The organism is Burkholderia pyrrocinia, from assembly GCF_022809715.1.
Taxonomy (GTDB): Bacteria; Pseudomonadota; Gammaproteobacteria; order Burkholderiales; family Burkholderiaceae; genus Burkholderia; species Burkholderia pyrrocinia_C.
Genome location: NZ_CP094459.1, coordinates 2295802 through 2320848, shown reverse-complemented (window position 1 = coordinate 2320848; position 25047 = coordinate 2295802). Strand labels below are relative to the sequence as shown.

The following is a 25047-nucleotide window of genomic DNA, read 5'->3' as shown; positions in this document are numbered from 1 at the left end:
TCGCGCGCCGCCTTCTTCCCGCATTACTGTCTCAACGGCCATGACCTATACCAGCTCTACCGTTCGCGTGCCTGACGTCGGCGTCGTGCCGCGTCACATCGCGATCATCATGGACGGCAACGGCCGTTGGGCAACCGAACGCCGCTTGCCGCGCGTCGCGGGGCATACCCGCGGCGTCGATGCCGTGCGGGCGGTGGTCGAAGGCTGCGCGCGCGCCGGCGTCGAATACCTGACGCTGTTCGCGTTCAGTTCGGAAAACTGGCGCCGGCCGAACGACGAAGTGTCGTTCCTGATGCGGCTCTTCATCACCGCGCTCGAGCGCGAGGTGGGCAAGCTGCATGCGAACGGGATCCGCCTGCGTGTCGTCGGCGATCTCGACCGCTTCGAGCCGCGCATCCGCGAACTGATTCGCCGCGCCGAGACCAAGACGGCGCGCAACACCCGTCTTACGCTCACCATCGCTGCCAACTACGGCGGCCGGTGGGACATCCTGCAGGCGACGAAGAAGCTCGTCGAGCAGGCCGTGCGCGAGGGTCGCGAGGTCGAAGTGACCGAGGACGCATTCGCGCCGCACCTGGCGATGGCCTATGCGCCGGAGCCCGATCTCTTCATCCGCACCGGCGGCGAGCAGCGCGTCAGCAACTTCCTGCTGTGGCAGCTCGCGTACGCCGAATTCTATTTCACCGACAAATACTGGCCGGATTTCGACGGCGCGGCACTGGCCGACGCGATGGCGTCGTATACCGAGCGTGAGCGCCGTTTCGGGCGCACGAGCGCGCAGCTCGAACCGCAATCGCAGAACGCCGACTCCCTTTCATGCTGAAAACCCGTGTGATCACGGCGATCGCGATGCTGGCAGTGCTGCTGCCGGTGACGCTGTTCGCGCCGCTCGCCGCGTTCGGCGCGCTGATCGGCGTCGTGCTCGTGTTCGCCGCATGGGAATGGGCGCGCCTGCTGAAGCTCGGCGGTGCCGCCCCGGTCGTCTATGCGGTCGTCGCGGCGCTCGCGCTGGCGGCCACCACGCCGCTCGGCATCGATGCGACTGCGTCCCGTCCCCTTTTCATGGCGGCCGGCGTGTTCTGGCTGCTGGTCGGCCCGTTCGCGCTGCGGCGCAAGCCCGAACTTGCGGGCGGCGTCTGGCGGCCGTTCCTGCTGGCGGCCGGGTTGATCGTGTTCGCGGCCTGCTGGCATGCGCTCGTCGCGGCGCGCGCGCAGGGCGTGCCGTTCGTGCTGTCGCTGCTTCTGGTCGTCTGGCTGGCCGATATCGGCGCATACTTCGCGGGCAAGGCTTTCGGAAAGCGTAAACTGGCCATTGCGATCAGTCCCGGCAAGAGCTGGGAAGGCGCGATCGGCGGCTGGCTTGCGGTGATGGTCGTCGCCGGTGTCGCGACGGCCGCGCATGCTTTCGAGCCGACCCTGTTTTCTGCATTCGCCGTGCGCTACGGAATGCCCGGTGCGTGGGCCGCGCTGACGCTGCTGGTCGCGTACAGCGTGATCGGCGACCTGTTCGAGTCGTTGCTGAAGCGGCAGGCCGGTGTGAAGGATTCGAGCGGACTGCTGCCTGGCCATGGCGGCGTGCTCGACCGTGTCGACGCGCTGCTGCCGGTGCTGCCGCTCGCGATGCTGCTGCTTGGTTAAACCATTATCTCTGTTATGCAAAAACGTCTGACATTGCTCGGTTCCACGGGCTCGATCGGAGACAGCACGCTCGACGTGGTCGCGCGCCATCCCGAGCGCTTCTCGGTCTACGCGCTGACCGCGCACCGCAACGGCGACAAGCTCGTCGAGCAGTGCCTGCGCTTCGCGCCTGAAGTGGCGGTGGTCGGCGATGCCGCGACGGCCGCACACGTCGAAGCGAAACTGCGCGCGGCGGGCAGCAAGACGACCGTGCTGCACGGGCCGCAGGCGCTCGTCGACGTGTCGAGGAGCGACGGCTGCGACACGGTGGTCGCGGCGATCGTCGGCGCGGCAGGCCTCGTGCCGAGCCTCGCGGCCGCGCGTGCCGGCAAGCGGATCCTGCTCGCGAACAAGGAAGCGCTCGTGATGTCGGGCGCGATCTTCATGGACGCCGTGCGCGACCATGGCGCGATCCTGCTGCCGGTCGACAGCGAACACAACGCGATCTTCCAGTGCATGCCGCGCGATGCGGGCGAGCACGGCGGGATCTCGAAGATCATCCTGACCGCGTCGGGCGGCCCGTTCCGCACGCGCGAGCCGGCCACGCTCGTCGACGTGACGCCGGACGAGGCGTGCAAGCACCCGAACTGGGTGATGGGCCGCAAGATCTCGGTCGATTCCGCGACGATGATGAACAAGGGTCTCGAGGTGATCGAGGCGCACTGGATCTTCGGGCTGCCGGGCGACCGGATCGACGTGCTGATCCATCCGCAGAGCGTGATCCATTCGCTCGTGTCGTACCGCGACGGCTCGGTGCTCGCGCAGCTCGGCAACCCCGACATGCGCACGCCGATCGCGCATGCGCTCGCGTTTCCCGATCGCGTCGATGCGGGCGTCGACCAGCTCGACCTCGCGCAGATCGCGCAGCTGTCGTTCGAGAAGCCCGATTACGCGCGCTTCCCGTGCCTCGCGCTCGCGCTGAAGGCGCTTGAGGAAGGCGGCATCGCGAGCGCCGCATTGAACGCGGCGAACGAAGTTGCGGTCGAAGCGTTTCTCGAGCGCCGGATCGGCTTCATGGCGATCGCGGCGACGGTCGATGCAGTGCTCAACGCGCTGCCGAACCGCGCGCCCGACGGGCTCGACGACGTCCTGGCGGCGGATGCCGAGGCACGCCGCCTCGCCGCCGCGATCATTGCAAAAGCGCCTGCGCCCCGCGTGGAGCGTACTGTCTGAATGGAGTGCTCATGAACGTGCTGGTCGAACTGATCGCGTTTGCGGTGGCGATCGGGGTGCTGGTCGTCGTGCATGAGTACGGACATTATCGCGTCGCGCGCTGGTGCGGCGTGAAGGTGCTGCGTTTCTCGATCGGCTTCGGCCAGCCCGTCGCGCGCTGGGTCAGCCGCAGGACGGGCACCGAGTGGACGCTGTCCGCGCTGCCGCTCGGCGGCTACGTGAAGATGCTCGACGAGCGCGATCCGGGCCCCGGCATCAAGCCCGAGGAGCTCGGCCAGGCGTTCAACCGCCAGTCGGTCTACAAGCGCATCGCGATCGTCGCGGCCGGGCCGATTGCGAACTTCCTGTTGGCAATCGTGCTGTTTTCCGTCGTATTTGCGTCCGGCGTGACCGAGCCGGCCGCGATCGTCGCGCCGCCGGCCGCCGGCACGGTGGCGGCCCGCGCGGGCTTCGACGGCAGCGAGACGATCGTGTCGATCCGCAACGCGCGCGTAGGCGATGCGCAGGGCGGCGAGTCGGAACCGGTGCGGTCGTGGTCGGACCTGCGCTGGAAGCTGCTGGCGGCCGCGTTCGATCATCGCGAGATCGTGCTCGGCGCGCGCGACGGCGGCGCGACGTTCGATTTCCGCGTCGACCTCCGCAATGTTCCCGAAAGTCAGCTCGATGACGATTTCATGACGCACCTGGGCTTCGAGGCCGGCGGCGGCACGTTGTCGGTCGCGTCGGTGCAGCCCGGCAGCGCGGCGGAGCAGGCGGGCCTGAAGGCCGGCGACAAGCTGGTCGCGCTCGACGGCAAGCCGATCGGCGGCGCGTCGCGCTTCATCGATTCCGTCAAGCACCATGCGGGCAAGGCGCTCGACCTGCGGATCGAGCGCGACGGCGCCGCGCAGACGGTATCGATCGTGCCGCAGATGCAGCGCGACGACGAATCGGGGCAGCAGGTCGGCCGGATCGGCGCGGCGCTGTCGATGCACGCGCCGTCCGTCGACGTGCGCTACGGGCCGATCGAGAGCCTGCGGCTCGGCGTGCGCCGCACGTGGGACATCTCCGTGTATTCGCTGCGGATGTTCGGGCGGATGATCACGGGCAACGCGTCGCTGAAGAACCTGTCCGGCCCCGTGACGATCGCCGACTACGCGGGCAAGAGCGCACGGCTCGGTCCGTCGGCGTTCCTGTCGTTCCTCGCCCTTGTCAGCATTAGCCTTGGCGTCCTGAACTTGTTGCCGATTCCCGTTTTGGACGGGGGGCATCTGTTATATTATGCGGTTGAAGCCGCGACCGGGAAAGCCGTCTCGGAGCGCTGGCAACTGATTCTGCAAAGAGCCGGGTTGATCTGCATCGTCGCGTTGTCGGCGATCGCGCTGTTCAACGATCTGGCTCGGCTAATCCATTTCTGAAGCGTCAGGCGGCCGCCGCTGGGCAGTCGCCCGATTTGATGCAGCTTAAATATTGGGGATGCATGTTGTTCAAACCTCATCGCTTTGTACCTAAGACAGTTGCAGCGGCCGCGCTCGCCGCGCACGGCCTCGCGGCGCATGCAGCGGCACCGTTCGTGGTGCAAGACATCAAGATCGAGGGGCTGCAGCGCGTCGAAGCGGGTTCGGTGTTCGCCTATCTGCCGATCAAGCAGGGCGATACCTTCACGGACGACAAGGCATCCGAAGCAATCCGCGCGCTGTACGCGACGGGCTTCTTCAACGACGTGCGCATCGCCACGCAGGGCAACGTCGTGATCGTGCAGGTGCAGGAGCGTCCGGCGATCGCGTCGATCGACTTCACCGGCACGAAGGAATTCGACAAGGACAACCTGACGAAGGCGCTGCGCGCCGTCGGTCTCGCCGACGGCCGCTACTATGACAAGGCGCTCGTCGACAAGGCGGAGCAGGAGCTCAAGCGCCAGTACCTGACGCGCGGCTTCTACGCGGCCGAAGTCAAGACGACGGTCACGCCGGTCGACGCGAACCGCGTGTCGATCCTGTTCGCGGTGGCCGAAGGCCCGAGCGCGAAGATCCGCCAGATCAACTTCATCGGCAACAAGGCGTTCAAGACGAGCACGCTGCGCGACGAGATGCAGCTGTCGACGCCGAACTGGTTCTCCTGGTACACGAAGAACGACCTGTACTCGAAGGAAAAGCTGACCGGCGACCTCGAGGCCGTGCGCTCGTACTACCTGAACCGCGGCTACCTCGAGTTCAACATCGAGTCGACCCAGGTGTCGATCTCGCCCGACAAGAAGGACATGTACCTGACGGTCACGCTGCACGAAGGCGAGCCGTACACGGTGTCGGGCATCAAGCTGTCGGGCAACCTGCTCGATCGCGAGGCCGAACTCAACAAGCTGATCAAGATCAAGCCGGGCGACCGCTTCTCGGCCGAAAAGCTGCAGCAGACCACCAAGTCGATCGTCGACAAGCTCGGTGAATACGGCTACGCATTCGCGGCCGTCAACGCGCAGCCGGACATCGACCAGGCGAACCACAAGGTGAACCTGAACCTCGTGGTCGATCCGAGCCGCCGCGTGTACGTGCGCCGCATCAACGTCGTCGGCAACACGCGTACGCGCGACGAAGTGGTGCGCCGCGAAATGCGCCAGCTCGAAAGCTCGTGGTTCGATTCGAACCGCCTCGCGCTGTCGAAGGACCGCGTGAACCGTCTCGGCTACTTCACCAACGTCGACGTGACGACGGTGCCGGTCGAAGGCACGAACGACCAGGTCGACGTGAACGTGAAGGTCGACGAAAAGCCGACCGGCGCGATCACGCTGGGCGCGGGCTTCTCGTCGACGGACAAGGTCGTGCTGTCGGCCGGCGTGTCGCAGGACAACGTGTTCGGTTCGGGTACCAGCCTGTCGGTGAACGTCAACACCGCGAAGAGCTACCGCACGCTGACCGTCACGCAGGTCGACCCGTACTTCACGGTCGACGGCATCAAGCGGATCACGGACGTCTACTACCGTACGTACCAGCCGCTCTACTATTCGACGAGCTCGAGCTTCCGGATCATCAGCGCGGGCGGCAACCTGAAGTTCGGCATCCCGTTCTCGGAAGTCGACACCGTCTACTTCGGCGCGGGCTTCGAGCAGAACCGCCTCGACGTCGATTCGAACACGCCGCAGAGCTACCAGGATTACGTGAACGAGTTCGGCCGCGTGTCGAACACGGTGCCGCTGACCGTCGCGTGGTCGCGCGACGCGCGCGACAGCGCGCTGATCCCGAGCCGCGGCTACTTCACGCAGGCGAACGTTGAATACGGCGTGCCGGTCGGCAAGATCCAGTACTACAAGGCCGACCTGCAGGCGCAGTACTACTATTCGTTCTCGCGCGGCTTCATCCTGGGCCTGAACCTGCAGGGCGGCTACGGTAACGGTATCGGTAACCCGTACCCGATCTTCAAGAACTACTACGCGGGCGGTATCGGCTCCGTGCGTGGCTACGAGCCGAGCTCGCTGGGCCCGCGCGACACGAAGACGAACGACCCGATCGGCGGTTCGAAGATGCTCGTCGGCAACATCGAACTGACGTTCCCGCTGCCGGGCACCGGCTACGACCGCACGCTGCGCGTGTTCACGTTCCTCGACGGCGGTAACGTGTGGGGCAACGCGCCGGGCGGCACGAGTACGGGCGCCAACGGCCTGCGTTACGGCTATGGTGTGGGTCTCGCGTGGATCTCGCCGATCGGCCCGCTGAAGCTGAGCCTCGGCTTCCCGCTGCAGAAGCACGAAGGCGACCAGTACCAGAAATTCCAGTTCCAGATCGGGACGGCGTTCTGACCGAACGCATGACAACAGCAACGAGAGGGTAATTTTGCTAACCGGTAAGTTTTCGAAACGAGTGATGTGCGCGTTGACCGTTGCGCTGGCCCTGGGCGCGGCGACGGTGCACGCACAGGACGTCGCCCGCATCGCGGCGGTCAATTCGGATCGGATCCTGCGCGAGTCGGCGCCCGCGAAGGCGGCGCAGACGAAGCTCGAAGCCGAGTTCGCGAAGCGCGACAAGGATCTGCAGGATCTGGCGGCGCGTCTGAAGTCGATGTCCGATTCGCTGGACAAGGGCGGCACGTCGCTGTCGGCGGCCGATCGCGCGCAGAAGCAGCGCGATCTCGCCCAGCTCGATACCGACTTCCAGCGCAAGCAGCGCGAGTTCCGCGAAGACCTGAACCAGCGTCGCAACGAGGAGCTGGCGGCCGTGCTGGAGCGGGCGAACAAGGTCATCAAGCAGATCGCCGAGCAGCAGAACTACGACCTGATCGTGCAGGAAGCCGTGTACGTCAGCCCGCGCATCGACATCACCGACAAGGTGCTCAAGGCGCTCGCGTCCGGCTCGGCGAACTGAACGGAGCAGACGACGAATGGCATTGACGCTTGAGGAACTCGTAAAGCGGTTCGGCGGCGAGATCGCCGGCGACGCACAGTGCAAGGTGGGCGGGCTCGCACCGCTCGACCAGGCAGGCCCTCAGCAACTCGCGTTCCTCGCGAATCCGAAGTACCTGTCGCAGGTCGAGTCGACCCGCGCAGGCGCGGTGCTGATCGCACCGAAGGATCTGGAAAAGCTGGGCGCGGCCGCTAGCGGTCGCAATTTCATCGTGACGCCGAATCCGTACGCGTACTTCGCACGCGTCGCGCAGATGTTCATCGACCTGGCCGCGCCGCCGCGCGCCGCCGGCGTGCATCCGAGCGCGACGATCGATCCGGCGGCGAAGGTCGCCGCGAGCGCGGTGATCGGCCCGCACGTGACGGTCGAGGCCGGCGCGGTGATCGAGGACGGCGTCCAGCTCGACGCGAACGTATTCGTCGGCCGCGGCACGACGATCGGCGCAGGCTCGCATCTTTATCCCAACGCATCGGTGTATCACGGCTGCAAGGTCGGCCCGCGCGCGATCGTCCATTCGGGCGCGGTGATCGGCTCCGACGGCTTCGGCTTCGCGCCGGATTTCGTCGGCGACGGCGACGCCCGCACCGGCAGCTGGGTCAAGATCCCGCAGGTCGGCGGCGTATCGATCGGCCCGGACGTCGAGATCGGCGCGAACACGACGATCGATCGCGGCGCGATGGCGGACACCGTCATCGAGGAATGCGTGAAGATCGACAACCAGGTGCAGATCGCCCACAACTGCCGGATCGGCGCCTACACGGTGATCGCCGGCAAGGCGGGCATCGCGGGCAGCACGACGATCGGCCGCCACTGCATGATCGGCGGCGCGGCCGGGATCGCCGGCCACGTGACGCTCGGCGATTACGTCATCATCACCGCGAATTCGGGCGTATCGAAGTCGCTGCCGAAGGCCGGCATCTATACCAGCGCGTTCCCGGCCGTCGACCACGGCGAATGGAACAAGAGCGCCGCGCTCGTGCGCAACCTCGACAAGCTGCGCGACCGAATCAAGGCGCTCGAAGCCGCGCTCGCCGCCCAGGGCGGCACGGACGCCTGAGCGCGCCATGCGAGACCACCAACCGGGCACGGCCAGCGCAACCGGCCCGGTTTGTCAGACTGGGCCGCATGGCGGCCCGCTTCAGCCTTTGCATCACCACCGCGCAGCCTCTGCGTGAGACGAACCATCATGAGCACTGAAAAAATCAATCTCGACATCCACAAGATCCTCACGCTGCTGCCGCATCGCTACCCGATTCTGCTCGTCGATCGCGTGCTCGAACTCGAGCCGCACAAAGGGATCAAAGCGCTGAAGAACGTGTCGATCAACGAGCCGTTCTTCCAGGGGCACTTCCCGAAGCGGCCGGTGATGCCGGGCGTGCTGATCCTCGAGGCGCTCGCGCAGGCCGCGGCGCTGCTGACCTTCGCGGAAGAGCAGCCGAAGGATCCGGAGAACACGCTGTATTACTTCGTCGGGATCGACGGCGCGCGCTTCAAGCGCGTGGTCGAACCGGGCGACCAACTGATTCTGAACGTGACGTTCGAACGCTACATCCGCGGCATCTGGAAGTTCAAGGCGGTGGCGGAAGTGGACGGCAAGGTGGCGGCGGAAGCCGAACTGATGTGCACGGTCAAGACGGCCGACGCGGCGCCCTGAGCGACGCGGCACGCATGGGCAACGCAACGCGACACATCACATCGAGAGGCAACGGCGCATGACCAGGATTCATCCCACCGCGATTGTCGAAGCGGGCGCGCAGATCGACGAATCGGTCGAGATCGGCCCGTACGCGATCGTCGGCCCGAACGTCACGATCGGCGCGCGCACGACGATCGGCTCGCACAGCGTGATCGAAGGCCACACGACGCTCGGCGAGGACAATCGCATCGGCCATTACGCATCGGTCGGCGGCCGTCCGCAGGACATGAAGTACAAGGACGAGCCGACGAAGCTCGTGATCGGCAACCGCAACACGATCCGCGAATTCACGACGATCCACACGGGCACCGTGCAGGACGTCGGCGTGACGACGCTCGGCGACGACAACTGGATCATGGCCTATGTGCACATCGGCCATGACTGCAGCGTCGGCAGCCACGTGATCCTGTCGAGCAACGCGCAGATGGCCGGCCACGTCGAGATCGGCGACTGGGCGATCGTCGGCGGGATGTCGGGCGTTCACCAGTTCGTGCGCATCGGTGCGCACTCGATGCTGGGCGGCGCGTCGGCGCTCGTGCAGGACATTCCGCCGTTCGTGATCGCGGCAGGCAACAAGGCCGAGCCGCACGGGATCAACATCGAAGGGCTGCGCCGGCGCGGTTTCTCGCCCGACGCGATTTCGGCGCTGCGCAGCGCGTACCGCCTGCTGTACAAGAACGGCCTGTCGCTCGAGGAAGCGAAGGTGCAGTTGCGCGAGCTGGCGGAGGCGGGCGGCGACGGCGATGCGCCGGTGAAGGCGCTCGTCGAGTTCATCGACGCGTCGCAACGCGGCATCATCCGCTAAGCGATGCCGTTTCCGACCAATCAGCTTCGGCTCGCGATGGTGGCAGGCGAGCCATCGGGCGACCTGCTCGCGGCGTCGCTGCTCGGCGGGCTGCGCGAGCGGCTGCCCGAATCGGCCCAGTACTACGGGATCGGCGGGCCGCGGATGATCGCGCAGGGCTTCGATTCGCACTGGCAGATGGACAAGCTGACCGTGCGCGGTTATGTCGAGGCGCTGGGCCAGATTCCCGAGATCCTGCGGATTCGCGGCGAGCTGAAGCGCCAGCTGCTCGCGGAGCGGCCGGCCGCGTTCATCGGCATCGACGCGCCGGATTTCAACTTCAGTGTCGAACAGGCCGTGCGCGACGCGGGCATCCCGTCGATCCACTTCGTGTGCCCGTCGATCTGGGCATGGCGCGGCGGCCGGATCAAGAAGATCGCCAAGTCCGTCGATCACATGCTGTGCCTGTTCCCGTTCGAGCCGGCGATTCTCGACAAGGCCGGCGTCGCGTCGACCTACGTCGGCCATCCGCTGGCCGACGAGATCCCGCTCGAGCCCGACACGCACGGTGCGCGCATCGCGCTCGGCCTGCCCGCGGACGGTCCCGTGATCGCGGTGCTGCCGGGCAGCCGGCGCTCGGAGATCGCGCTGATCGGCCCGACGTTTTTCGCGGCGATGGCGCTGATGCAGCAGCGCGAGCCCGGCGTGCGGTTCGTGATGCCGGCGGCGACGCCCGCGCTGCGCGAGCTGCTGCAGCCGCTCGTCGACGCGCATCCGCAACTCGCGCTGACGATCACCGATGGCCGCTCGCAGGTCGCGATGACGGCCGCCGACGCGATCCTCGTGAAGAGCGGCACCGTCACGCTGGAAGCCGCGCTGCTGAAGAAGCCGATGGTGATCTCGTACAAGGTGCCCTGGCTGACCGGGCAGATCATGCGCCGGCAGGGCTACCTGCCGTATGTCGGCTTGCCGAACATCCTGGCGGGGCGCTTCGTCGTGCCCGAGCTGCTGCAGCATTTCGCGACGCCCGAGGCGCTCGCCGATGCGACGCTCACGCAGCTGCGCGACGACGCGAACCGCCGCACGCTGACCGACGTGTTTACCGAAATGCATCTTTCGCTGCGGCAGAACACGGCTGCGAAGGCGGCCGAAGCGGTCGTGCGCGTGCTCGAACAACGCAAGGGGCGCGCATGACGGCAGTACGTGCACCGCGTCGTCGCGCGTCGAGCGACGTGCAGGGCGGCTTCGACTTCAGCCGGCCCGACGAGATCGTCTGCGGTGTCGACGAAGCCGGCCGCGGCCCGCTCGCGGGGCCGGTGGTGGCCGCCGCGGTGATTCTCGATCCGGCGCAGCCGATCGACGGGCTCGACGATTCGAAGGCGCTGTCCGCGAAGAAGCGCGACGTGCTGTACGACCTGATCGTCGCGCGTTCGCGCGCGTATTGCGTTGCGTCGGCAAGCGTCGACGAAATCGATACGCTGAACATCCTGCACGCGACGATGCTTGCGATGAAGCGGGCCGTCGAGGGCCTGTCGGTCCTGCCGACGCTTGCGCAGATCGACGGCAACCGCTGCCCGACGCTGACGGTGCGTGCCGAGGCGATCGTCAGCGGCGATGCGCTCGTACCGAGCATCTCGGCCGCGTCGATCCTCGCGAAGGTCACGCGCGACCGCATGCTCGTCGACCTGCACGAACGCTTCCCGGTATACGGTTTCAACGTGCATGCGGGTTACGGCACCGCGAAACACCTTGCCGCGCTGCGCGAGCACGGCCCGTGCGAAGCGCATCGGCGCTCGTTCGCGCCGGTCCGCGCGGCACTCGACCTGATTCGATGAAAAGCATTACTTCCCGCGACAACCCGCTGTACAAGCGCCTGAAGGCGCTCGCGGGTTCGACGCACCATCAGCGCCGCAGCGGCCAGGCGCTGCTCGAAGGATTCCATCTCGCGAGCGCGTACCTCGATACGGGTGCGACGCCCGAGCTGTGCGTGGCGACCGAAGGCGCGCTCGGCCACGCCGAGGCGCAGGCGATCGTCGCGCGCGTCGACGCGCAGCGTGTCGTCACGCTGCCCGATGCGCTGTTCGGGCAGTTGTCGAACGTCGTCAACGGCGTCGGGTTCCTGCTGCTCGTCGACCGGCCGGCGCAACCGCTGCCTGAGCGCGTGACGCACACGTCGGTCGTGCTCGACGGCGTGCAGGACGCCGGCAACGTCGGCTCGATCCTGCGCAGCGCCGCGGCGGCCGGTGTGCGTCACGTGTTCTGTGCGCCGGGCACGGCCTACGCGTGGTCGTCGAAGGTGCTGCGCTCGGGCATGGGTGCGCATTTCCTGCTGTCGATCCATGAGGATGTTGACGCCGCGGCGCTCGCCGAACGCCTCGACGTGCCGGTCGCGCTGACCGATTCGCATGGCGCGCAGGCGCTCTACGACTGCGACCTGTCGGGGCCTGTCGCATGGGTGTTCGGCAACGAGGGCGCCGGCGTATCGGCGTTCTGGCGCGATGCGGCCACGCATCGCGTGACGATTCCGCAGCCGGGCGGGATGGAGTCGCTGAATGTCGCGGCAGCAGCGGCGGTCTGCCTGTTCGAGCAGGTGCGACAGCAGCGGCCTGCGTGACGCCCCACGCCAGCATTCGCCGCACCACGAAAAAGGCCGCGTTCGTGAATTGACCCCCAAGAGTTGGACATCACTCCAACCCTTGGGGGTTTTTTCATGACGAAGTATGACCCGTCGTTCAAGCAACAATTGGTCAAGGCATATCTGAGCGGCGAAGGCAGTTGCGAGTCGCTCGGCCGGAAGTACGGAGTTGGGTATTCAACACTGCGGCGTTGGGTGAGCGCTTTCCGGGTACATGGCAAAGCAGGGCTGCGCAAGAAGCACGAGACGTATAGCACTGACTTCAAGATGTCGGTGCTGCAACACATGTGGCGCCATGAGCTGTCATACCAGCGCACATGCGCGGTATTCGATTTGCGCGAAGCCAACTGCGTGAGTCGCTGGGAGCGCCAGTATCATGAGGGTGGTTTCGAAGCTCTCATGCCGCGCCGCAAAGGCCGGCCACCCAAGATGTCAAAGCCCAAACAGCCTGCCCAGCCTACTGCCGTGCCCGCAGACGAGCGCTCACGCGAAGACCTTCTTAAAGAGAATGAGTATCTGCGCGCGGAGGTGGCGTACCTAAAAAAGTTGGACGAACTGCTCCGAGCCAAGGAGCAAGCAAAGCCAAAGAAACCGCGCAAATCGTGAACGCCTTGCGTGAGCACCATTCGTTGACGGTCTTGCTCAAGGTTTCAGGCCTGGCGCGTAGTACGTTCTATTACCAAGTGGCAGCGACCAAGGCGGGAGATCGTCACGCCGAGCTCAAGGCGAAGATCGCCGATGTCTTCGCCCAGCATAAGGGCGTTACGGCTATCGCCGGATCACGCTTGCATTGCGTCGAGCGGGCACTTGGGTCAACCGCAAGACGGTGCAGCGACTGATGTCAGTGCTGCGTCTGAAGTCGCTCGTTCGGCCCAAGAAATATCGGTCCTATCGGGGAGAGCGTGGGCGCATAGCGCCGAATCTACTCAACCGCCAATTCGAAGCCAATAGGCCCAATGAGAAGTGGGTGACGGATGTGACCGAATTCAATGTCGGCGGCAAGAAGCTATATTTGTCGCCGGTTCTGGATTTGTACAACGGCGAGGTCATTGCCTGGCAAATGAGCGAGCGCCCCGACTTCGCCATGATCAAAGCCATGCTGGACAAGGCACTCAAGCGACTGGCAGCTGATGAGACACCGATGCTGCATTCGGATCAAGGCTGGGCTTATCAAATGCGAGAATACTGCGAACAGCTTGCTGAGCGAGGCATGCCGCAGAGCATGTCACGCAAGGGCAACTGCTTGGATAATGCCGCGATGGAAAGCTTCTTCGGCACACTCAAATCCGAGTGCTTCCGGTTGACACACTTCGCAGACGTCCAGAAATTGCGTCGCGCCATTGCCGACTACATCCACTATTACAATCACGACCGCATCAAGCTCAAGCTAAAAGGGCTGAGTCCCGTGCAGTACAGAACTCAGCCCTTGGCGGCCTAATTTACCCGTCCAACTTTACGGGGTCAGCTTGACCTGAGGCGTTTCTTGTAGCCATTTGGCAAGTGAGTTCTCTTTTATCCTAGAGGCAAGGAGAACTCGATGAAGAAGCGATTTACCGACGAGCAGATCATCCGCATCTTGCGAGAGGCCGAGAGCCGGGATGAGCCGGTGAAGGATCTGTGCAAGCGCCACAACATCTCGGAACAGACCTTCTATCGTTGGCGCAACAAGTTCGGCGGGATGGACGTGGCTGACGCGCGTCGACTTAAGGAGCTGGAATCGGAGAACGATCGGCTCAAGCGCCTGATCGCCGAGCAGATGCTGGTGATCGACGGCCTGAAGGAATTCAGCCGAAAAAAATGAGCACCCCGACGGGCCGGCGCGAAGCGCTGGAAGTCCTGACTCGGCGGGGGCTCTCGCAACGCAAGGCATGTTGCTACCTGGGGCTGAGTCGCCGGGTGGCAACCTATACGCTCAAGCAACCGGAGAAGGATCGGAGCCTGGGCGAGCGACTGATCGCGGCCGCTCAGGAAGTGCCGCGTTTCGGCTACCGGCGGATGTCGGCTTGGCTGGCGCTGGGCGAATCGCGCGTGCGGCGAATGTGGCGAGCCTTGCAGCTCAACATTCCGCGGCGGCGTCCTCGCCGTCGTCGTTGTGGCAACGACATTCGCCTGCCCGGTGCGACACAACCCAATTCGGTATGGAGTTACGACTTTGTGCACGATCAACTGGTGGATGGGCGGGCGTTGAAGATGCTTTGCGTGATCGACGAATACACCCGCGAGTGCCTGGCGATCGAGGTCGACGCCAGCCTGCGGTCGCAGGATGTGATTCTGACGCTGTCGCGACTGATGCGGCTGTACGGCAAGCCCGCATTCGTTCGGTCGGACAACGGCGCCGAATTTACCGCTGCCAAGGTCATGCGCTGGCTGCGAGATGCTGAAATCGGCCCGGCCTTCATCGCGCCCGGCAGTCCGTGGCAAAACGGGTTCGTCGAGAGCTTCAACGGCAAGCTGCGCGACGAATTGCTGAACCGGGAATGGTTCCGCAGCCGCGCCGAGGCCAAGGTGCTCATCGAACGCTGGCGGCAGTTCTACAACGAGCGCCGGCCCCATAGCGCACATCGCTATCAACCTCCCGCTACGGTCCGTCGAGCCTGGCTGGATTCCGATAATATCGACACGAGACTCACTGCCTGATTGGTCACAAAATTCCGTCTCAGGTCAAGCTCATCGACGCGGTCTTTTTGTTTTTCCGGCGGCGGCCGAGCGGCCGCAAGTGCGCCGGCGCTCAGTACGACTGCCGGTCGAGGCGGATTTCCTGCAGGATCGTCGTCGCGATTTCCTCGATCGACTTGTGCGTCGACGACAGCCACTTGATCCCTTCGCGACGCATCATCGCTTCTGCCTCGTTGATCTCGAAGCGGCAGTTCTCGGGCGCAGCGTACTTGCTGCCCGGCCGCCGCTCGTTGCGGATCTCGGACAGGCGCTGCGGGTCGATCGACAGCCCGAACAGCTTTTCACGGTGCGCGGAGAGCGCCGACGGCAGCTTGCCGCGTTCGAAGTCTTCCGGAATCAGCGGATAGTTCGCGGCCTTCACGCCGTACTGCATCGCGAGATACAGGCTCGTCGGCGTCTTGCCGCTGCGCGACACGCCGACGAGGATCACGTCGGCCTCCGACAGGTTGCGGTTCGACTGGCCGTCGTCGTGCGCGAGCGAGAAGTTGATCGCCTCGATCCGCGTCTTGTATTCCTCGGTGTCCGCGTTCTGGTGGCCGCGGCCCATCGCGTGGCTCGACTTGAGCTCCAGTTCCTGCTCGAGCGGCTCGACGAAGCGCTGGAACATGTCGAGCACGAGCGCGTTCGAGCGCTTGACGATGTCGTTCGACTCGCTGTCGACGAGCGTCGTGAACACGATCGCGCGGCGGCCGTCGTGCACGGCGGCCTCGTTGATCTTCTCGACGGTCGCATAGGCCTTGTCGAGCGAGTCGACGAACGGCACGCGCACGAGACGGAATTTCTGGTCGAACTGGGAGAGGATCGAATGCGCGAAGGTTTCGGCAGTAATCCCGGTGCCGTCGGAGACGATGAAAACGGTAGGCAGCATGAATCTGGGCGTCGAACGTGAAGGGCGGTTGCACGGGGCGGCTGGAGGTTCGCCTCCAGACACAGTGACAAGGTCGCGCCACATCCGGCAGCCGGCACGGTAGAATAGCGGCAACCTGTTGGATAAGCAATTGCGGGGGCAGGGCGCGAACGGCGCTCGTGGCCCGGCCGCGCGATTCCAAAATTCCCGGCAAGTTTGGCGATTGGTCTGAAAATATCGCCGTTCTGCCGGGATTTTTGCAAATCGGGTCGGAAGGTTTTTCCGCCGCTGCGATTGTTTATCTAACAGGTTGCGCAAGACGCGCCGCGCCTTTTTGCAAGCGCCCGCGTCCAAGCCCACTTGCGCGATCGAGCATTTTTTTCACACTTAGGGGCTTGTATGACTAACGCAGCAAACGTCGCAAAGGACCAGGCGTATGTAATTCCGTTCGAGCAGTTGCGGATGACCGATGTGGAGATCGTCGGCGGCAAGAATGCGTCGCTCGGCGAGATGATCAGCCAGCTTTCCGAAGCTGGCGTTCGCGTGCCCACCGGTTTCGCCACGACCGCGCTCGCTTTCCGCGATTTCCTCACGCACAACGACCTTACCGACCGCATCGCCAAGCGTCTCGAGTCGCTCGACATCGACGACGTGAAGGCGCTCGCCGAAGCCGGTGCCGAAATCCGCAAGTGGATCGTCGACGCGCCGATGCAGGCGCGCCTCGAGCAGGAAATCCGCGCGCAGTTCGAAGTCCTGAAGAACGGCTCGCCGGGCGAGCTGTCGTTCGCCGTGCGCTCGTCCGCGACCGCGGAAGACCTGCCCGACGCATCGTTCGCCGGCCAGCAGGAGTCGTACCTGAACGTCGTCGGCATCGAAGACGTGCTCGACCGCATGAAGCACGTGTTCGCGTCGCTGTATAACGACCGCGCGATCTCGTACCGCGTGCACAAGGGCTTCACGCACGCCGAGGTCGCTCTGTCGGCCGGCGTGCAGCGCATGGTCCGCTCGGACGTCGGCGCCGCCGGCGTGATGTTCACGATCGACACCGAATCGGGCTTCAAGGACGCCGTGTTCATCACGTCGAGCTACGGCCTGGGCGAAACCGTCGTGCAGGGCGCGGTGAACCCGGACGAGTTCTATGTGTTCAAGACGACGCTCGCACAGGACAAATACCCGATCATCCGCCGCTCGATCGGCTCGAAGCTGATCAAGATGGAATTCACGCAGCCGGGCGAGCCGGGCCGCGTGAAGACGGTCGACGTGTCGCACGAGCAGCGCAACCGCTACTCGATCACCGACGAGGACGTGATCGAGCTGGCGAAGTACGCGGTCATCATCGAGAAGCACTACCAGCGTCCGATGGACATCGAGTGGGGCAAGGACGGCCGCGACGGCAAGATCTTCATCCTGCAGGCGCGTCCGGAAACGGTGAAGAGCCAGGCGAGCGGCAAGGCCGAGCAGCGCTTCAAGCTGAAGGGCCAGTCGCAGGTTCTCGCGACGGGCCGCGCGATCGGCCAGAAGATCGGCGCGGGCCGCGTGCGCGTGATCCAGGATCCGTCGGAAATGGAACGCGTGCAGCCGGGCGACGTGCTGGTTGCCGACATGACCGACCCGAACTGGGAGCCGGTGATGAAGCGTGCAGCCGCGATCGTCACGAACCGTGGCGGCCGGACCTGTCACGCGGCGATCATCGCGCGTGAGCTCGGCGTGCCGGCGGTCGTCGGCTGCGGCGACGCAACCGACGTGCTGAAGGACGGCGCGCTCGTCACCGTGTCGTGCGCGGAAGGCGACGAAGGCAAGATCTACGACGGCCTGCTCGAGACGGAAGTCACGGAAGTGCAGCGCGGCGAACTGCCGGAAATCCCGGTCAAGATCATGATGAACGTCGGCAATCCGCAGCTCGCGTTCGACTTCTCGCAGCTGCCGAACGGCGGCGTGGGCCTCGCGCGTCTCGAGTTCATCATCAACAACAACATCGGCGTTCACCCGAAGGCGATTCTCGAGTACCCGAACATCGATCAGGACCTGAAGAAGGCCGTCGAGAGCGTCGCGCGCGGCCACGCGTCGCCGCGTCAGTTCTACGTCGACAAGCTGACGGAAGGTGTCGCGACGATCGCCGCGGCGTTCTATCCGAAGCCCGTGATCGTGCGCTTGTCCGACTTCAAGTCGAACGAGTACAAGAAGCTGATCGGCGGTTCGCGTTACGAGCCGGACGAGGAAAACCCGATGCTGGGCTTCCGCGGCGCGTCGCGCTACATCGCGGAAGACTTCGCGCCGGCGTTCGAGATGGAGTGCCGTGCACTGAAGCGCGTGCGCGACGAGATGGGCCTGACCAACGTCGAGATCATGGTGCCGTTCGTGCGTACCGTGAAGCAGGCGGAGCGTGTCGTCGGCCTGCTCGAGAAGTTCGGCCTGAAGCGTGGTGAAAACGGCCTGCGCCTCGTGATGATGTGCGAAGTCCCGACCAACGCGATCCTCGCCGAAGACTTCCTGCAGCACTTCGACGGTTTCTCGATCGGCTCGAACGACCTCACGCAGCTCACGCTCGGCCTCGACCGCGACTCGGGCATGGAACTGCTGGCAGTCGACTTCGACGAACGCGATCCGGCCGTCAAGTTCCTGCTGAAGCGTGCGATCGATACCTGCCGCAAGATGGGCAAGTACGTCGGCATCTGCGGCCAGGGCCCGTCCGATCACCCGGACTTCGCGCAATGGCTGGCCGACGAAGGCATCGTGTCGATCTCGCTGAACCCGGACACGATCATCGATACGTGGCAGGCGCTCGCCAACCGGAAGTAACGGCCGGTAACGCACCTTCGGCGAAAGCGCAGGTCTGCTGCGCTTTCGTTGAAGGCAAAATGCAAGGTTCATGCTATAAACACCCCGGTAGGCGCCGGGGTGTTTTTGTTTGTCGGTACGCGCCGGGCCGCCCCAAGCGTGCCAAGTGAGCGTGGGGGATGTTTTCTGGAGACCACAATGATGTCGGGGCATCTGTTCTGGTGGGTCGCGGTGGGTGTGCTGGTCGTGGCCGAGTTGCTGACGGGCACGTTCTATCTGCTGATGATCGCGCTCGGCTTTCTCACGGGCGGCTTGCTGCAACTGGCGGGTTTCGCGCCGCACGTGCAGTTCGGCGCGGCGGCCGTGGTCGCGATCGTCGCAATGATCGTGCTGCGCCGTTCGGGGCTCGGCCGCAAGCAGAAGCGCGACACGTCGACGAATCCCGACGTCAATCTCGATATCGGCGCGACCGTCACGGTCGACGCGTGGCGTGACGGCCGTGCGCGCGTGCAGTATCGCGGCGCCGACTGGGACGTCGAGCTGGCGAACGGCGAGCGCGACGATGCGCACGTGTATCAGGTAAGCGCCGTGCGCGGCAACTGTCTCGTGGTCGTGGCGAAACCCGCGGGCTGATTGTCCGCCGATACAACAAGGAGGGAATATTTCATGGATTCGCTGATCATCTGGGTTGTCCTGCTCGTCATCGCGATCGTGATCGTGTCGAAGACGGTGAAGATCGTGCCGCAGCAGCATGCGTGGGTGCTCGAGCGCTTCGGGCGCTATCACGCGACGCTGTCGCCGGGGCTGAACATCGTGCTGCCGTTCGTCGATCGCATCGCGTACCGGCACGTGCTGAAGGAAATTCCGCTCGACGTGCCGAGCCAGATCTGCATCACGCGCGACAACACGCAGCTTCAGGTCGACGGCGTGCTGTATTTCCAGGTGATGGACCCGATGAAGGCGTCGTACGGGTCGAGCAACTTCGTGCTCGCGATCACGCAGTTGTCCCAAACGATGCTGCGCTCGGTGATCGGCAAGCTGGAGCTCGACAAGACCTTCGAGGAGCGCGACTTCATCAACCACAGCATCGTGTCGGCGCTCGACGAGGCCGCGGCGAACTGGGGCGTGAAAGTGCTGCGCTACGAGATCAAGGACCTGACGCCGCCGAAGGAGATCCTGCACGCGATGCAGGCGCAGATCACCGCCGAGCGCGAGAAGCGCGCGCTGATCGCCGCGTCCGAAGGCCGCAAGCAGGAACAGATCAACCTCGCGTCGGGTGCGCGCGAGGCGGCGATCCAGAAGTCCGAAGGCGAGCGGCAGGCCGCGATCAATCAGGCGCAGGGCGAGGCCGCCGCGATTCTTGCCGTGGCCGAGGCAAACGCGCAGGCGATCCAGAAGATCGCGAACGCGATGCAGTCGCAGGGCGGGATGGACGCGGTGAACCTGAAGGTCGCCGAGCAGTATGTCGGCGCGTTCTCGAATCTCGCGAAGCAGGGCAATACGCTGATCGTGCCGTCGAACCTGTCGGATCTCGGCAGTGCGATCGCGTCGGCGATGTCGATCGTCAAGAACGCGTCGCCGGCCGCGGGCGGGAAGGGCTGAGCCGGAATTGTCCGATGCGCAGGCGGTTGCCGCGTGCGGTCAGCATGCGGCCAATCGTCGCGCAGCCGGGCCGGTTCGGGTAAAGCTTGCGGGATGCCGCCGGCGCGTATCTTCAGCCGAAACAAGCGGCGTTGCGTGTGGAATCCAGCCGGCAGGCTCCGTCGATCGACCGGTATCGACGATTCATGTAGTTCAAAGCAACACGGCCCGCTTCGAGCGGGCCGTGTCGTTTGCGATACGCGTCGCGCGTGTCAGGCGCCGGCGCGCATGATGCGTGCCTTCTCGCGTTCCCAGTCGCGCTTCTTCTCGGTTTCGCGCTTGTCGTGCAGCTTCTTGCCCTTCGCGAGCGCGATGTCGCACTTCACGCGGCCGCCCTTGTAGTGGAAGTTCAGCGGCACGAGCGTGTAGCCGCGCTGCTCGACCTTGCCGATCAGTTTCTTGATTTCCTCACGGTGCAGCAGCAGCTTGCGCGTGCGAACCGGGTCGGGCTTGATGTGCGTCGAAGCCTCGGGCAGCGGGCTGATATGGGTGCCGATCAGGAAGATCTCCGCGTTCTTCACCACGACGTAGCCTTCCTTGATCTGGCCGCGCCCGGCGCGCAGCGCCTTGACTTCCCAGCCCTCCAGCACGAGCCCCGCCTCGTAGCGTTCCTCGATGTGATAATCGAAGTGCGCCTTCCTGTTGTCGATGATGCTCATGAATGGATTGGGCCAACTCGTTTAAAATCACGATTTTAGCAAAGCGGGGCGAGAATCGCCCGGCTTGCTTTCCCACCTTCAGCGATGCCGCGCGATTTATGGCAGATGTCCAGAAAACCGTATTGATCCGTCATTCGGCGGAACAGATGTTCGACCTCGTCACCGACGTGGCCGATTACCCCAATTTCCTGCCCTGGTGCGGCGGCGTCGAGATTCGCCGTCAGGACGACAGCGGGATGGAAGCGCGCATCGATATCAACTTCAAGGGCATCAAGCAGCATTTCGCGACGCGCAACACGCAGCAGCGTCCGACGCGGATCGACATGGAGTTCACGGACGGCCCGTTCAAGAAGTTCACGGGCTCGTGGCGCTTCACCGCGCTGCGCGCCGATGCGTGCAAGATCGAATTCGCGCTGCACTACGAGTTTTCGAGCATCCTGCTCGAGAAAATCATCGGGCCGGTGTTCAGCCACATCGCGAACACGTTCGTCGATTCGTTCGTGAAGCGCGCGGACCAGCGCTACGGGAAGGGGTGACGCGATGCTGTCGATCGAAGTCTGCTATGCACTGCCGGACCGCCAGACGCTGATTCGGGTGTCGCTGCCCGAAGGCGCGACCGTTCGCTCGGCGATCGACGCGAGCGGTGTGCTCGCGCTGCACCCGGAGATCGACCTCGCGCAAGCGAAGACGGGTGTGTACGGCAAGCTCGCACCGCTCGACGCGCCGCTCGCCGACCACGACCGCGTCGAGATCTACCGCCCGCTGATCGTCGATCCGAAACTGGCGCGCCAGCGGCGCGTCGACAAGTCCCGCCGCGCCGGCTCCATCGAGGGCCGCAAGTGGATGCACAAGGACGCGCGCTGACGCGCGCGGTTCCGCTTCTTTCGCTCTTTCCGCTCCGATTCGTCCGATCAAACGCCGCGGCGCTCAGTGGGCCGCGGCGTTCGCGTTGACCGACGCGCTGCCCGGCGTGTCGCCGCCGGCGGGCGTATCGCCGTGCTGTCGCACCGAGCCGTACACGCCAGCGAGCAGCAGCACGAGCGCGGCGATCTCGAGCGCGTGCGGCATCCGCTGGTCGTACACGAACGCGTAGAGCATCGCGAACACGGTTTCGAACACGATCAACTGGCCCGACAGCGTGAGCGGCAACCGCTTCGACGCCGCATTCCACAGCCCGTTGCCGAGCCACGACGCGCCGATCGCGAGTACGAGGTTCAGCAGCCAGAACAGTTGCCAGCGCGACGCCGGGACGGCCGCCTGCACCGTGCCGGCCGGCAGCGCGAGGATCGCGATCCAGCAGAGTGCGCCGATCAGGCCCGTCACGACACCCCACAGCACCGACCATTCGTTGCCGCCGAAATGATGATGGCGCTGCAGGTAGCGCGTGTTCGCGACCGCGTACCAGGTCCAGCTCCCGAGCGCGCCGGCCGCGCAGGCGATGCCCGCGAGCTTCTGGCCGAGCGTCGTCGCATGCGCGGCCTCGGACGTGAACAGGTCGACGTTGATGCAGACGATACCCGCGATCACCAGTGCGAGCGGGACGGCAAGCCGCCGCAGCGGCACGGCGCCGTGGTCGCCGAGGCCCGCGAGCGTGACGGTGACGGGCAGCACGCCGACGATCAGCGAACTGGGCGCGATGCCGATCAGGTGCACGGCGCCGGACAGCAGCATGTAGTACGCGACGTTGCCGACGACCGCGAGCTTTACGAGCGCGACGAGATCCTCGCGGGTCAGCCGCGCGAGCAGCGAGCGAGCGGCCGGCAGCGCGGCCGCGAGCGACACGAGGCCATACATCGCATAGCGGCCGACGCTCAGCAGCAGCGGCGAGAAGTCGGTCAGCAGCCGCGGAACGAGAAACACCATGCCCCACAGGGCACCTGCCAGGACACCATAGACCACACCGCGCCGCATCGACCGCTCCGAACACATGACTGACGAGCGCGCATCTTAGCGACGCCGATTCGGCGGCGTCTTGTTCATTCCTGCACTCGGGGTGTGGCGGGGCTTCGACGTGCCGTGCGACGGAGCGGCCGCGATCCGTTCCTGGTTATCGAGGGTTCGCGGCCGCGGTACGGTGCGAATCAGCCGTCGGCCGGGTCGGGCGTCGCACCGGCGCCGTCGCCCGACGTCCGCACGTGCGCAGGGCGCCGCACGGCGCGCAGCTTGCCGCTGTTGCCGCCGCCGCAGTAGAAAAGATCGTGGCCGTCGGATTCGAGCCCCGACACGCCGACGCCGGACGGCATGTCGACTTGCTCGAGCACCTGGCCCGTACGCGGATCGACGTGCCGCAAATCGCTCTGGTCGGCTTCCCAGGTGCCGTGCCACAGCTCGCCGTCGACCCACGTCACGCCGGTGACGAAGCGGTTCGATTCGATCGTGCGCAGCACGACGCCCGATTCGGGATCGATCTGATGAATCTTGCGTTCGCGGTACTGGCCGACCCACAGCGTGCCTTCGGCCCACGCGAGCCCCGAGTCGGCGCCGCCGCCGGGTGCCGGAATCGTCGCGAGCACGCGGCCCGATTCCGGATCGATCTTCTCGATGCGGTCCTCGACGATCTGGAACAGGTGGCGGCCGTCGAACGCCGTGCCCGCATGCGCGGCGACGTCGAGCGAGCGGACGGTCGTGCCGCGCTCCGGATCGAGCGCATTCAGCTTGTCGCCGGACGCGTACCACACGTGCCGCCCGTCGAACGTGACGCCGTGCACGCCGTCGACGCCCGGAAACGGGCCGTACTCGCGAATGATGTCTGCATTGGAGCGTTTCATGTTCGTCACCTCGTCGTTCGGTGAGGCCATCCTAATCTCCCGGAAGCGCGGCAGGGAGTAACAAGGTCGTCGCGAATCCGGGCAGCGGCGGCGTCATCCAGCGGCGCGCGCGGCCGCGGCCGAGCGCCTGCACCTTGGCCGCTTCGGCGAGCGCGTCGAGCGCGCGCTGCACGGTGCGCTGGCTCGCGCCGAGCGCGAGCGCCAGCGCGGAGCTCGACCACGCCTCGCCGTCGGCGAGGAGCGCGAGCACGGCCGCGTGGCGATCGTCGACCGGGCGCGCGAGTACGACGGTCTCGCGCACGCCGAGCGGTTCGAGCGCGAAGCCGCGCGGCGTCGCGGTGACGTTCGCGAGCGGCCGCAGCACTGCTCGGAGCCGGCCGATCTCGACGCGCAGGCGCGCGCGATGCGATTCGTCCGCATGTTTCGCGCGGAACGCGGTGGCCACGAGCGCGTTTCTCGACACGTCGGCCGGCCATGCCTCGCCGAGCGCGCGGGCGAGCACGAACAGCACCGGGCGGCGCGCGAGCGACACGGTCGTGCGCGCGTCGCGCACCGTGTGGCGGCACGCGTCGACGACGAGCGCATTCGACGCGAACAGCGTCTCGACTTCGTCGAGCCGAACGAGCCGCGACGTGCCGCGCGCGATGAGTCGCGCGGCCGGCGCATCGAGCACGCGCGCTGCGGTGTCGACTTCGGCCGTCAGCGCGGCGATGCCGGCGTCGCGGGCAGCCGCGCGTGCACGGGCGAGCGCCGCGCGGGCCGCATGCGTGCGGATGCGGCGCATCGCGATGCCTGCGACGATCAGTTCATGGGCGGCGCGCGACGCGGCCGGCAGCGGCGCGGGATCGAGCGTCGCGAGCATCCGTTCGGCATCGTCGATCTGACCGATCAGCAGCAGCCGGCGCACGCCGAGATAACGCGCATGCGCGGCGTTCGCGCGGTCGCCGTGCGCGTCGAGCGTCGCGCACGCGGCATCGAGCGCGCGCGTCGGCCAGCGGAGGTCGCGCGACGCGAGCGCGATCTCGGCTTCGGCGACGACGCAGCGCGCACGCGCCACGGCTTCCTTCGCGCCGAATGCGCGCGCGGCGCCGCGCACGAGTGCCCGCGCGCGTTCGAAATCGCCGAGCTGCGCCATCGCGATGCCGCGCAGCGCGAGCGCCGGCGCGTCGTCGCGCAGCGCGACGCGGTTCAGCGCACCGAGCGCGTCACCGGCCGCGAGCGCGCGCGCGGCCGCGGTGATCAACGAATCCATTCGAATCCCGACACACTTGTCACTCCCTCCGGCCCGATGCCGAGCACTAATCTAGCACCACGCACACGGCGCCGTACGCCGTGCCCGGATA

23 protein-coding genes and 1 pseudogene are annotated in these 25047 nt (G+C 65.7%); 19 read left to right on the top strand and 5 right to left on the bottom strand.

From position 1 onward, the window contains the following. Window positions 1-40 precede the first annotated feature (40 nt). The 14 genes and pseudogenes from uppS to MRS60_RS10720 all read left to right on the top strand — a co-directional run bounded on the left by uppS (window position 41) and on the right by MRS60_RS10720 (window position 14972). Entirely contained in the window at window positions 41-823 is a 783-nt protein-coding gene (gene uppS / locus MRS60_RS10785; protein ID WP_006478494.1) for a polyprenyl diphosphate synthase, read from the top strand. Beyond that, complete coding sequence (locus tag MRS60_RS10780; protein WP_243564680.1) at window positions 817-1638, top strand: phosphatidate cytidylyltransferase; 822 nt, start codon at window positions 817-819, stop codon at window positions 1636-1638. Before uppS ends, MRS60_RS10780 begins: the two co-directional genes overlap by 7 nt. Before the next feature lie 15 nt (window positions 1639-1653). After that, window positions 1654-2850, top strand: coding sequence for a 1-deoxy-D-xylulose-5-phosphate reductoisomerase (locus MRS60_RS10775; RefSeq protein ID WP_034184744.1), 1197 nt, complete (start codon window positions 1654-1656; stop codon window positions 2848-2850). An 11-nt stretch (window positions 2851-2861) separates the two neighbouring features. After that, complete coding sequence (rseP, locus tag MRS60_RS10770; RefSeq protein WP_175749924.1) at window positions 2862-4247, top strand: RIP metalloprotease RseP; 1386 nt, start codon at window positions 2862-2864, stop codon at window positions 4245-4247. A gap of 62 nt (window positions 4248-4309) precedes the next feature. Continuing rightward, the gene (gene bamA, locus MRS60_RS10765; RefSeq protein ID WP_105390464.1) at window positions 4310-6619 is read left to right on the top strand and encodes an outer membrane protein assembly factor BamA; all 2310 of its coding nucleotides are present in this window, start codon (window positions 4310-4312) and stop codon (window positions 6617-6619) included. 64 nt (window positions 6620-6683) lie between these two features. After that, window positions 6684-7181, top strand: coding sequence for an OmpH family outer membrane protein (locus MRS60_RS10760; RefSeq protein ID WP_034184747.1), 498 nt, complete (start codon window positions 6684-6686; stop codon window positions 7179-7181). A 16-nt stretch (window positions 7182-7197) separates the two neighbouring features. Further along, window positions 7198-8277 carry a UDP-3-O-(3-hydroxymyristoyl)glucosamine N-acyltransferase gene (gene lpxD, locus MRS60_RS10755; RefSeq protein WP_175749925.1) on the top strand — a complete coding sequence of 360 codons (1080 nt, stop codon included), beginning with the start codon at window positions 7198-7200 and terminating at the stop codon, window positions 8275-8277. Window positions 8278-8406: 129 nt separating this feature from the next. After that, on the top strand, window positions 8407-8874 hold the full coding sequence (gene fabZ / locus MRS60_RS10750) for a 3-hydroxyacyl-ACP dehydratase FabZ (protein WP_006495559.1): 468 nt from the start codon (window positions 8407-8409) through the stop codon (window positions 8872-8874). 58 nt (window positions 8875-8932) lie between these two features. After that, the gene (lpxA, locus tag MRS60_RS10745) at window positions 8933-9721 is read left to right on the top strand and encodes an acyl-ACP--UDP-N-acetylglucosamine O-acyltransferase (protein WP_217589410.1); all 789 of its coding nucleotides are present in this window, start codon (window positions 8933-8935) and stop codon (window positions 9719-9721) included. 3 nt (window positions 9722-9724) lie between these two features. Next, window positions 9725-10894: a lipid-A-disaccharide synthase gene (gene lpxB, locus MRS60_RS10740; protein ID WP_034184750.1), complete on the top strand. Its 1170-nt coding sequence runs from the start codon at window positions 9725-9727 to the stop codon at window positions 10892-10894. Next, window positions 10891-11535: a ribonuclease HII gene (rnhB, locus tag MRS60_RS10735; protein ID WP_034184751.1), complete on the top strand. Its 645-nt coding sequence runs from the start codon at window positions 10891-10893 to the stop codon at window positions 11533-11535. The genes lpxB and rnhB overlap by 4 nt, the downstream gene beginning before the upstream one ends. Beyond that, window positions 11532-12314 carry a TrmH family RNA methyltransferase gene (locus MRS60_RS10730; protein WP_105390466.1) on the top strand — a complete coding sequence of 261 codons (783 nt, stop codon included), beginning with the start codon at window positions 11532-11534 and terminating at the stop codon, window positions 12312-12314. Before rnhB ends, MRS60_RS10730 begins: the two co-directional genes overlap by 4 nt. A gap of 96 nt (window positions 12315-12410) precedes the next feature. Then, window positions 12411-13773: pseudogene (locus tag MRS60_RS10725) on the top strand (IS3 family transposase). A 99-nt stretch (window positions 13774-13872) separates the two neighbouring features. After that, window positions 13873-14972, top strand: a protein-coding gene (locus tag MRS60_RS10720; RefSeq protein ID WP_175750021.1) for an IS3 family transposase whose coding sequence is annotated in 2 segments (ribosomal slippage) — window positions 13873-14125 and window positions 14125-14972 — 1101 coding nt in all. Because the reading frame shifts where the segments join, the coding sequence is not laid out codon by codon here. A gap of 91 nt (window positions 14973-15063) precedes the next feature. Here MRS60_RS10720 and ppsR read toward each other — a convergent pair. After that, window positions 15064-15879, bottom strand: a complete 816-nt coding sequence (gene ppsR, locus MRS60_RS10715) for a posphoenolpyruvate synthetase regulatory kinase/phosphorylase PpsR (protein ID WP_034181125.1) — start codon at window positions 15877-15879, stop codon at window positions 15064-15066. Between the two features lie 378 nt (window positions 15880-16257). On the opposite strand from ppsR, the gene ppsA reads away from it, so the two are divergent. The 3 genes from ppsA to MRS60_RS10700 all read left to right on the top strand — a co-directional run bounded on the left by ppsA (window position 16258) and on the right by MRS60_RS10700 (window position 20238). Beyond that, window positions 16258-18657, top strand: a complete 2400-nt coding sequence (ppsA, locus tag MRS60_RS10710) for a phosphoenolpyruvate synthase (RefSeq protein ID WP_034181126.1) — start codon at window positions 16258-16260, stop codon at window positions 18655-18657. Window positions 18658-18834: 177 nt separating this feature from the next. After that, entirely contained in the window at window positions 18835-19269 is a 435-nt protein-coding gene (locus tag MRS60_RS10705) for an NfeD family protein (protein ID WP_243564679.1), read from the top strand. A 33-nt stretch (window positions 19270-19302) separates the two neighbouring features. Continuing rightward, on the top strand, window positions 19303-20238 hold the full coding sequence (locus tag MRS60_RS10700) for an SPFH domain-containing protein (RefSeq protein WP_034181128.1): 936 nt from the start codon (window positions 19303-19305) through the stop codon (window positions 20236-20238). Between the two features lie 251 nt (window positions 20239-20489). Here the strand turns inward: MRS60_RS10700 and smpB are convergent, their stop codons facing one another. Then, window positions 20490-20936, bottom strand: a complete 447-nt coding sequence (gene smpB / locus MRS60_RS10695; RefSeq protein ID WP_034181129.1) for an SsrA-binding protein SmpB — start codon at window positions 20934-20936, stop codon at window positions 20490-20492. A 98-nt stretch (window positions 20937-21034) separates the two neighbouring features. On the opposite strand from smpB, the gene MRS60_RS10690 reads away from it, so the two are divergent. Next, a complete protein-coding gene (locus tag MRS60_RS10690) occupies window positions 21035-21472 on the top strand; it encodes a type II toxin-antitoxin system RatA family toxin (RefSeq protein ID WP_034181130.1) in 438 nt (145 codons plus the stop codon). 4 nt (window positions 21473-21476) lie between these two features. Further along, entirely contained in the window at window positions 21477-21800 is a 324-nt protein-coding gene (locus tag MRS60_RS10685) for an RnfH family protein (RefSeq protein ID WP_034181131.1), read from the top strand. Between the two features lie 63 nt (window positions 21801-21863). Here MRS60_RS10685 and MRS60_RS10680 read toward each other — a convergent pair whose 3' ends face one another. The 3 genes from MRS60_RS10680 to MRS60_RS10670 form a co-directional block, all read right to left on the bottom strand. Then, window positions 21864-22847: a DMT family transporter gene (locus MRS60_RS10680; protein WP_105390467.1), complete on the bottom strand. Its 984-nt coding sequence runs from the start codon at window positions 22845-22847 to the stop codon at window positions 21864-21866. A gap of 170 nt (window positions 22848-23017) precedes the next feature. Then, on the bottom strand, window positions 23018-23704 hold the full coding sequence (locus tag MRS60_RS10675; protein WP_243564678.1) for a Vgb family protein: 687 nt from the start codon (window positions 23702-23704) through the stop codon (window positions 23018-23020). Between the two features lie 31 nt (window positions 23705-23735). Continuing rightward, a complete protein-coding gene (locus MRS60_RS10670; RefSeq protein WP_243564677.1) occupies window positions 23736-24956 on the bottom strand; it encodes a helix-turn-helix domain-containing protein in 1221 nt (406 codons plus the stop codon). Window positions 24957-25047 lie beyond the last annotated feature (91 nt).

Coding starts and splice junctions, on each gene's coding strand:
- lpxA (WP_217589410.1), top strand. CDS start 8,933: ATGACCAGGATTCATCCCACCGCGATTGTCGAAGCGGGCGCGCAGATC.
- MRS60_RS10690 (WP_034181130.1), top strand. CDS start 21,035: ATGGCAGATGTCCAGAAAACCGTATTGATCCGTCATTCGGCGGAACAG.
- ppsA (WP_034181126.1), top strand. CDS start 16,258: ATGACTAACGCAGCAAACGTCGCAAAGGACCAGGCGTATGTAATTCCG.
- uppS (WP_006478494.1), top strand. CDS start 41: ATGACCTATACCAGCTCTACCGTTCGCGTGCCTGACGTCGGCGTCGTG.
- ppsR (WP_034181125.1), bottom strand. CDS start 15,879: ATGCTGCCTACCGTTTTCATCGTCTCCGACGGCACCGGGATTACTGCC.
- MRS60_RS10705 (WP_243564679.1), top strand. CDS start 18,835: ATGATGTCGGGGCATCTGTTCTGGTGGGTCGCGGTGGGTGTGCTGGTC.
- fabZ (WP_006495559.1), top strand. CDS start 8,407: ATGAGCACTGAAAAAATCAATCTCGACATCCACAAGATCCTCACGCTG.
- MRS60_RS10685 (WP_034181131.1), top strand. CDS start 21,477: ATGCTGTCGATCGAAGTCTGCTATGCACTGCCGGACCGCCAGACGCTG.
- lpxD (WP_175749925.1), top strand. CDS start 7,198: ATGGCATTGACGCTTGAGGAACTCGTAAAGCGGTTCGGCGGCGAGATC.
- bamA (WP_105390464.1), top strand. CDS start 4,310: ATGTTGTTCAAACCTCATCGCTTTGTACCTAAGACAGTTGCAGCGGCC.
- MRS60_RS10700 (WP_034181128.1), top strand. CDS start 19,303: ATGGATTCGCTGATCATCTGGGTTGTCCTGCTCGTCATCGCGATCGTG.
- MRS60_RS10670 (WP_243564677.1), bottom strand. CDS start 24,956: ATGGATTCGTTGATCACCGCGGCCGCGCGCGCGCTCGCGGCCGGTGAC.
- MRS60_RS10775 (WP_034184744.1), top strand. CDS start 1,654: ATGCAAAAACGTCTGACATTGCTCGGTTCCACGGGCTCGATCGGAGAC.
- MRS60_RS10760 (WP_034184747.1), top strand. CDS start 6,684: ATGTGCGCGTTGACCGTTGCGCTGGCCCTGGGCGCGGCGACGGTGCAC.
- rseP (WP_175749924.1), top strand. CDS start 2,862: ATGAACGTGCTGGTCGAACTGATCGCGTTTGCGGTGGCGATCGGGGTG.
- MRS60_RS10780 (WP_243564680.1), top strand. CDS start 817: ATGCTGAAAACCCGTGTGATCACGGCGATCGCGATGCTGGCAGTGCTG.
- lpxB (WP_034184750.1), top strand. CDS start 9,725: ATGCCGTTTCCGACCAATCAGCTTCGGCTCGCGATGGTGGCAGGCGAG.
- MRS60_RS10680 (WP_105390467.1), bottom strand. CDS start 22,847: ATGCGGCGCGGTGTGGTCTATGGTGTCCTGGCAGGTGCCCTGTGGGGC.
- MRS60_RS10675 (WP_243564678.1), bottom strand. CDS start 23,704: ATGAAACGCTCCAATGCAGACATCATTCGCGAGTACGGCCCGTTTCCG.
- rnhB (WP_034184751.1), top strand. CDS start 10,891: ATGACGGCAGTACGTGCACCGCGTCGTCGCGCGTCGAGCGACGTGCAG.
- smpB (WP_034181129.1), bottom strand. CDS start 20,936: ATGAGCATCATCGACAACAGGAAGGCGCACTTCGATTATCACATCGAG.
- MRS60_RS10730 (WP_105390466.1), top strand. CDS start 11,532: ATGAAAAGCATTACTTCCCGCGACAACCCGCTGTACAAGCGCCTGAAG.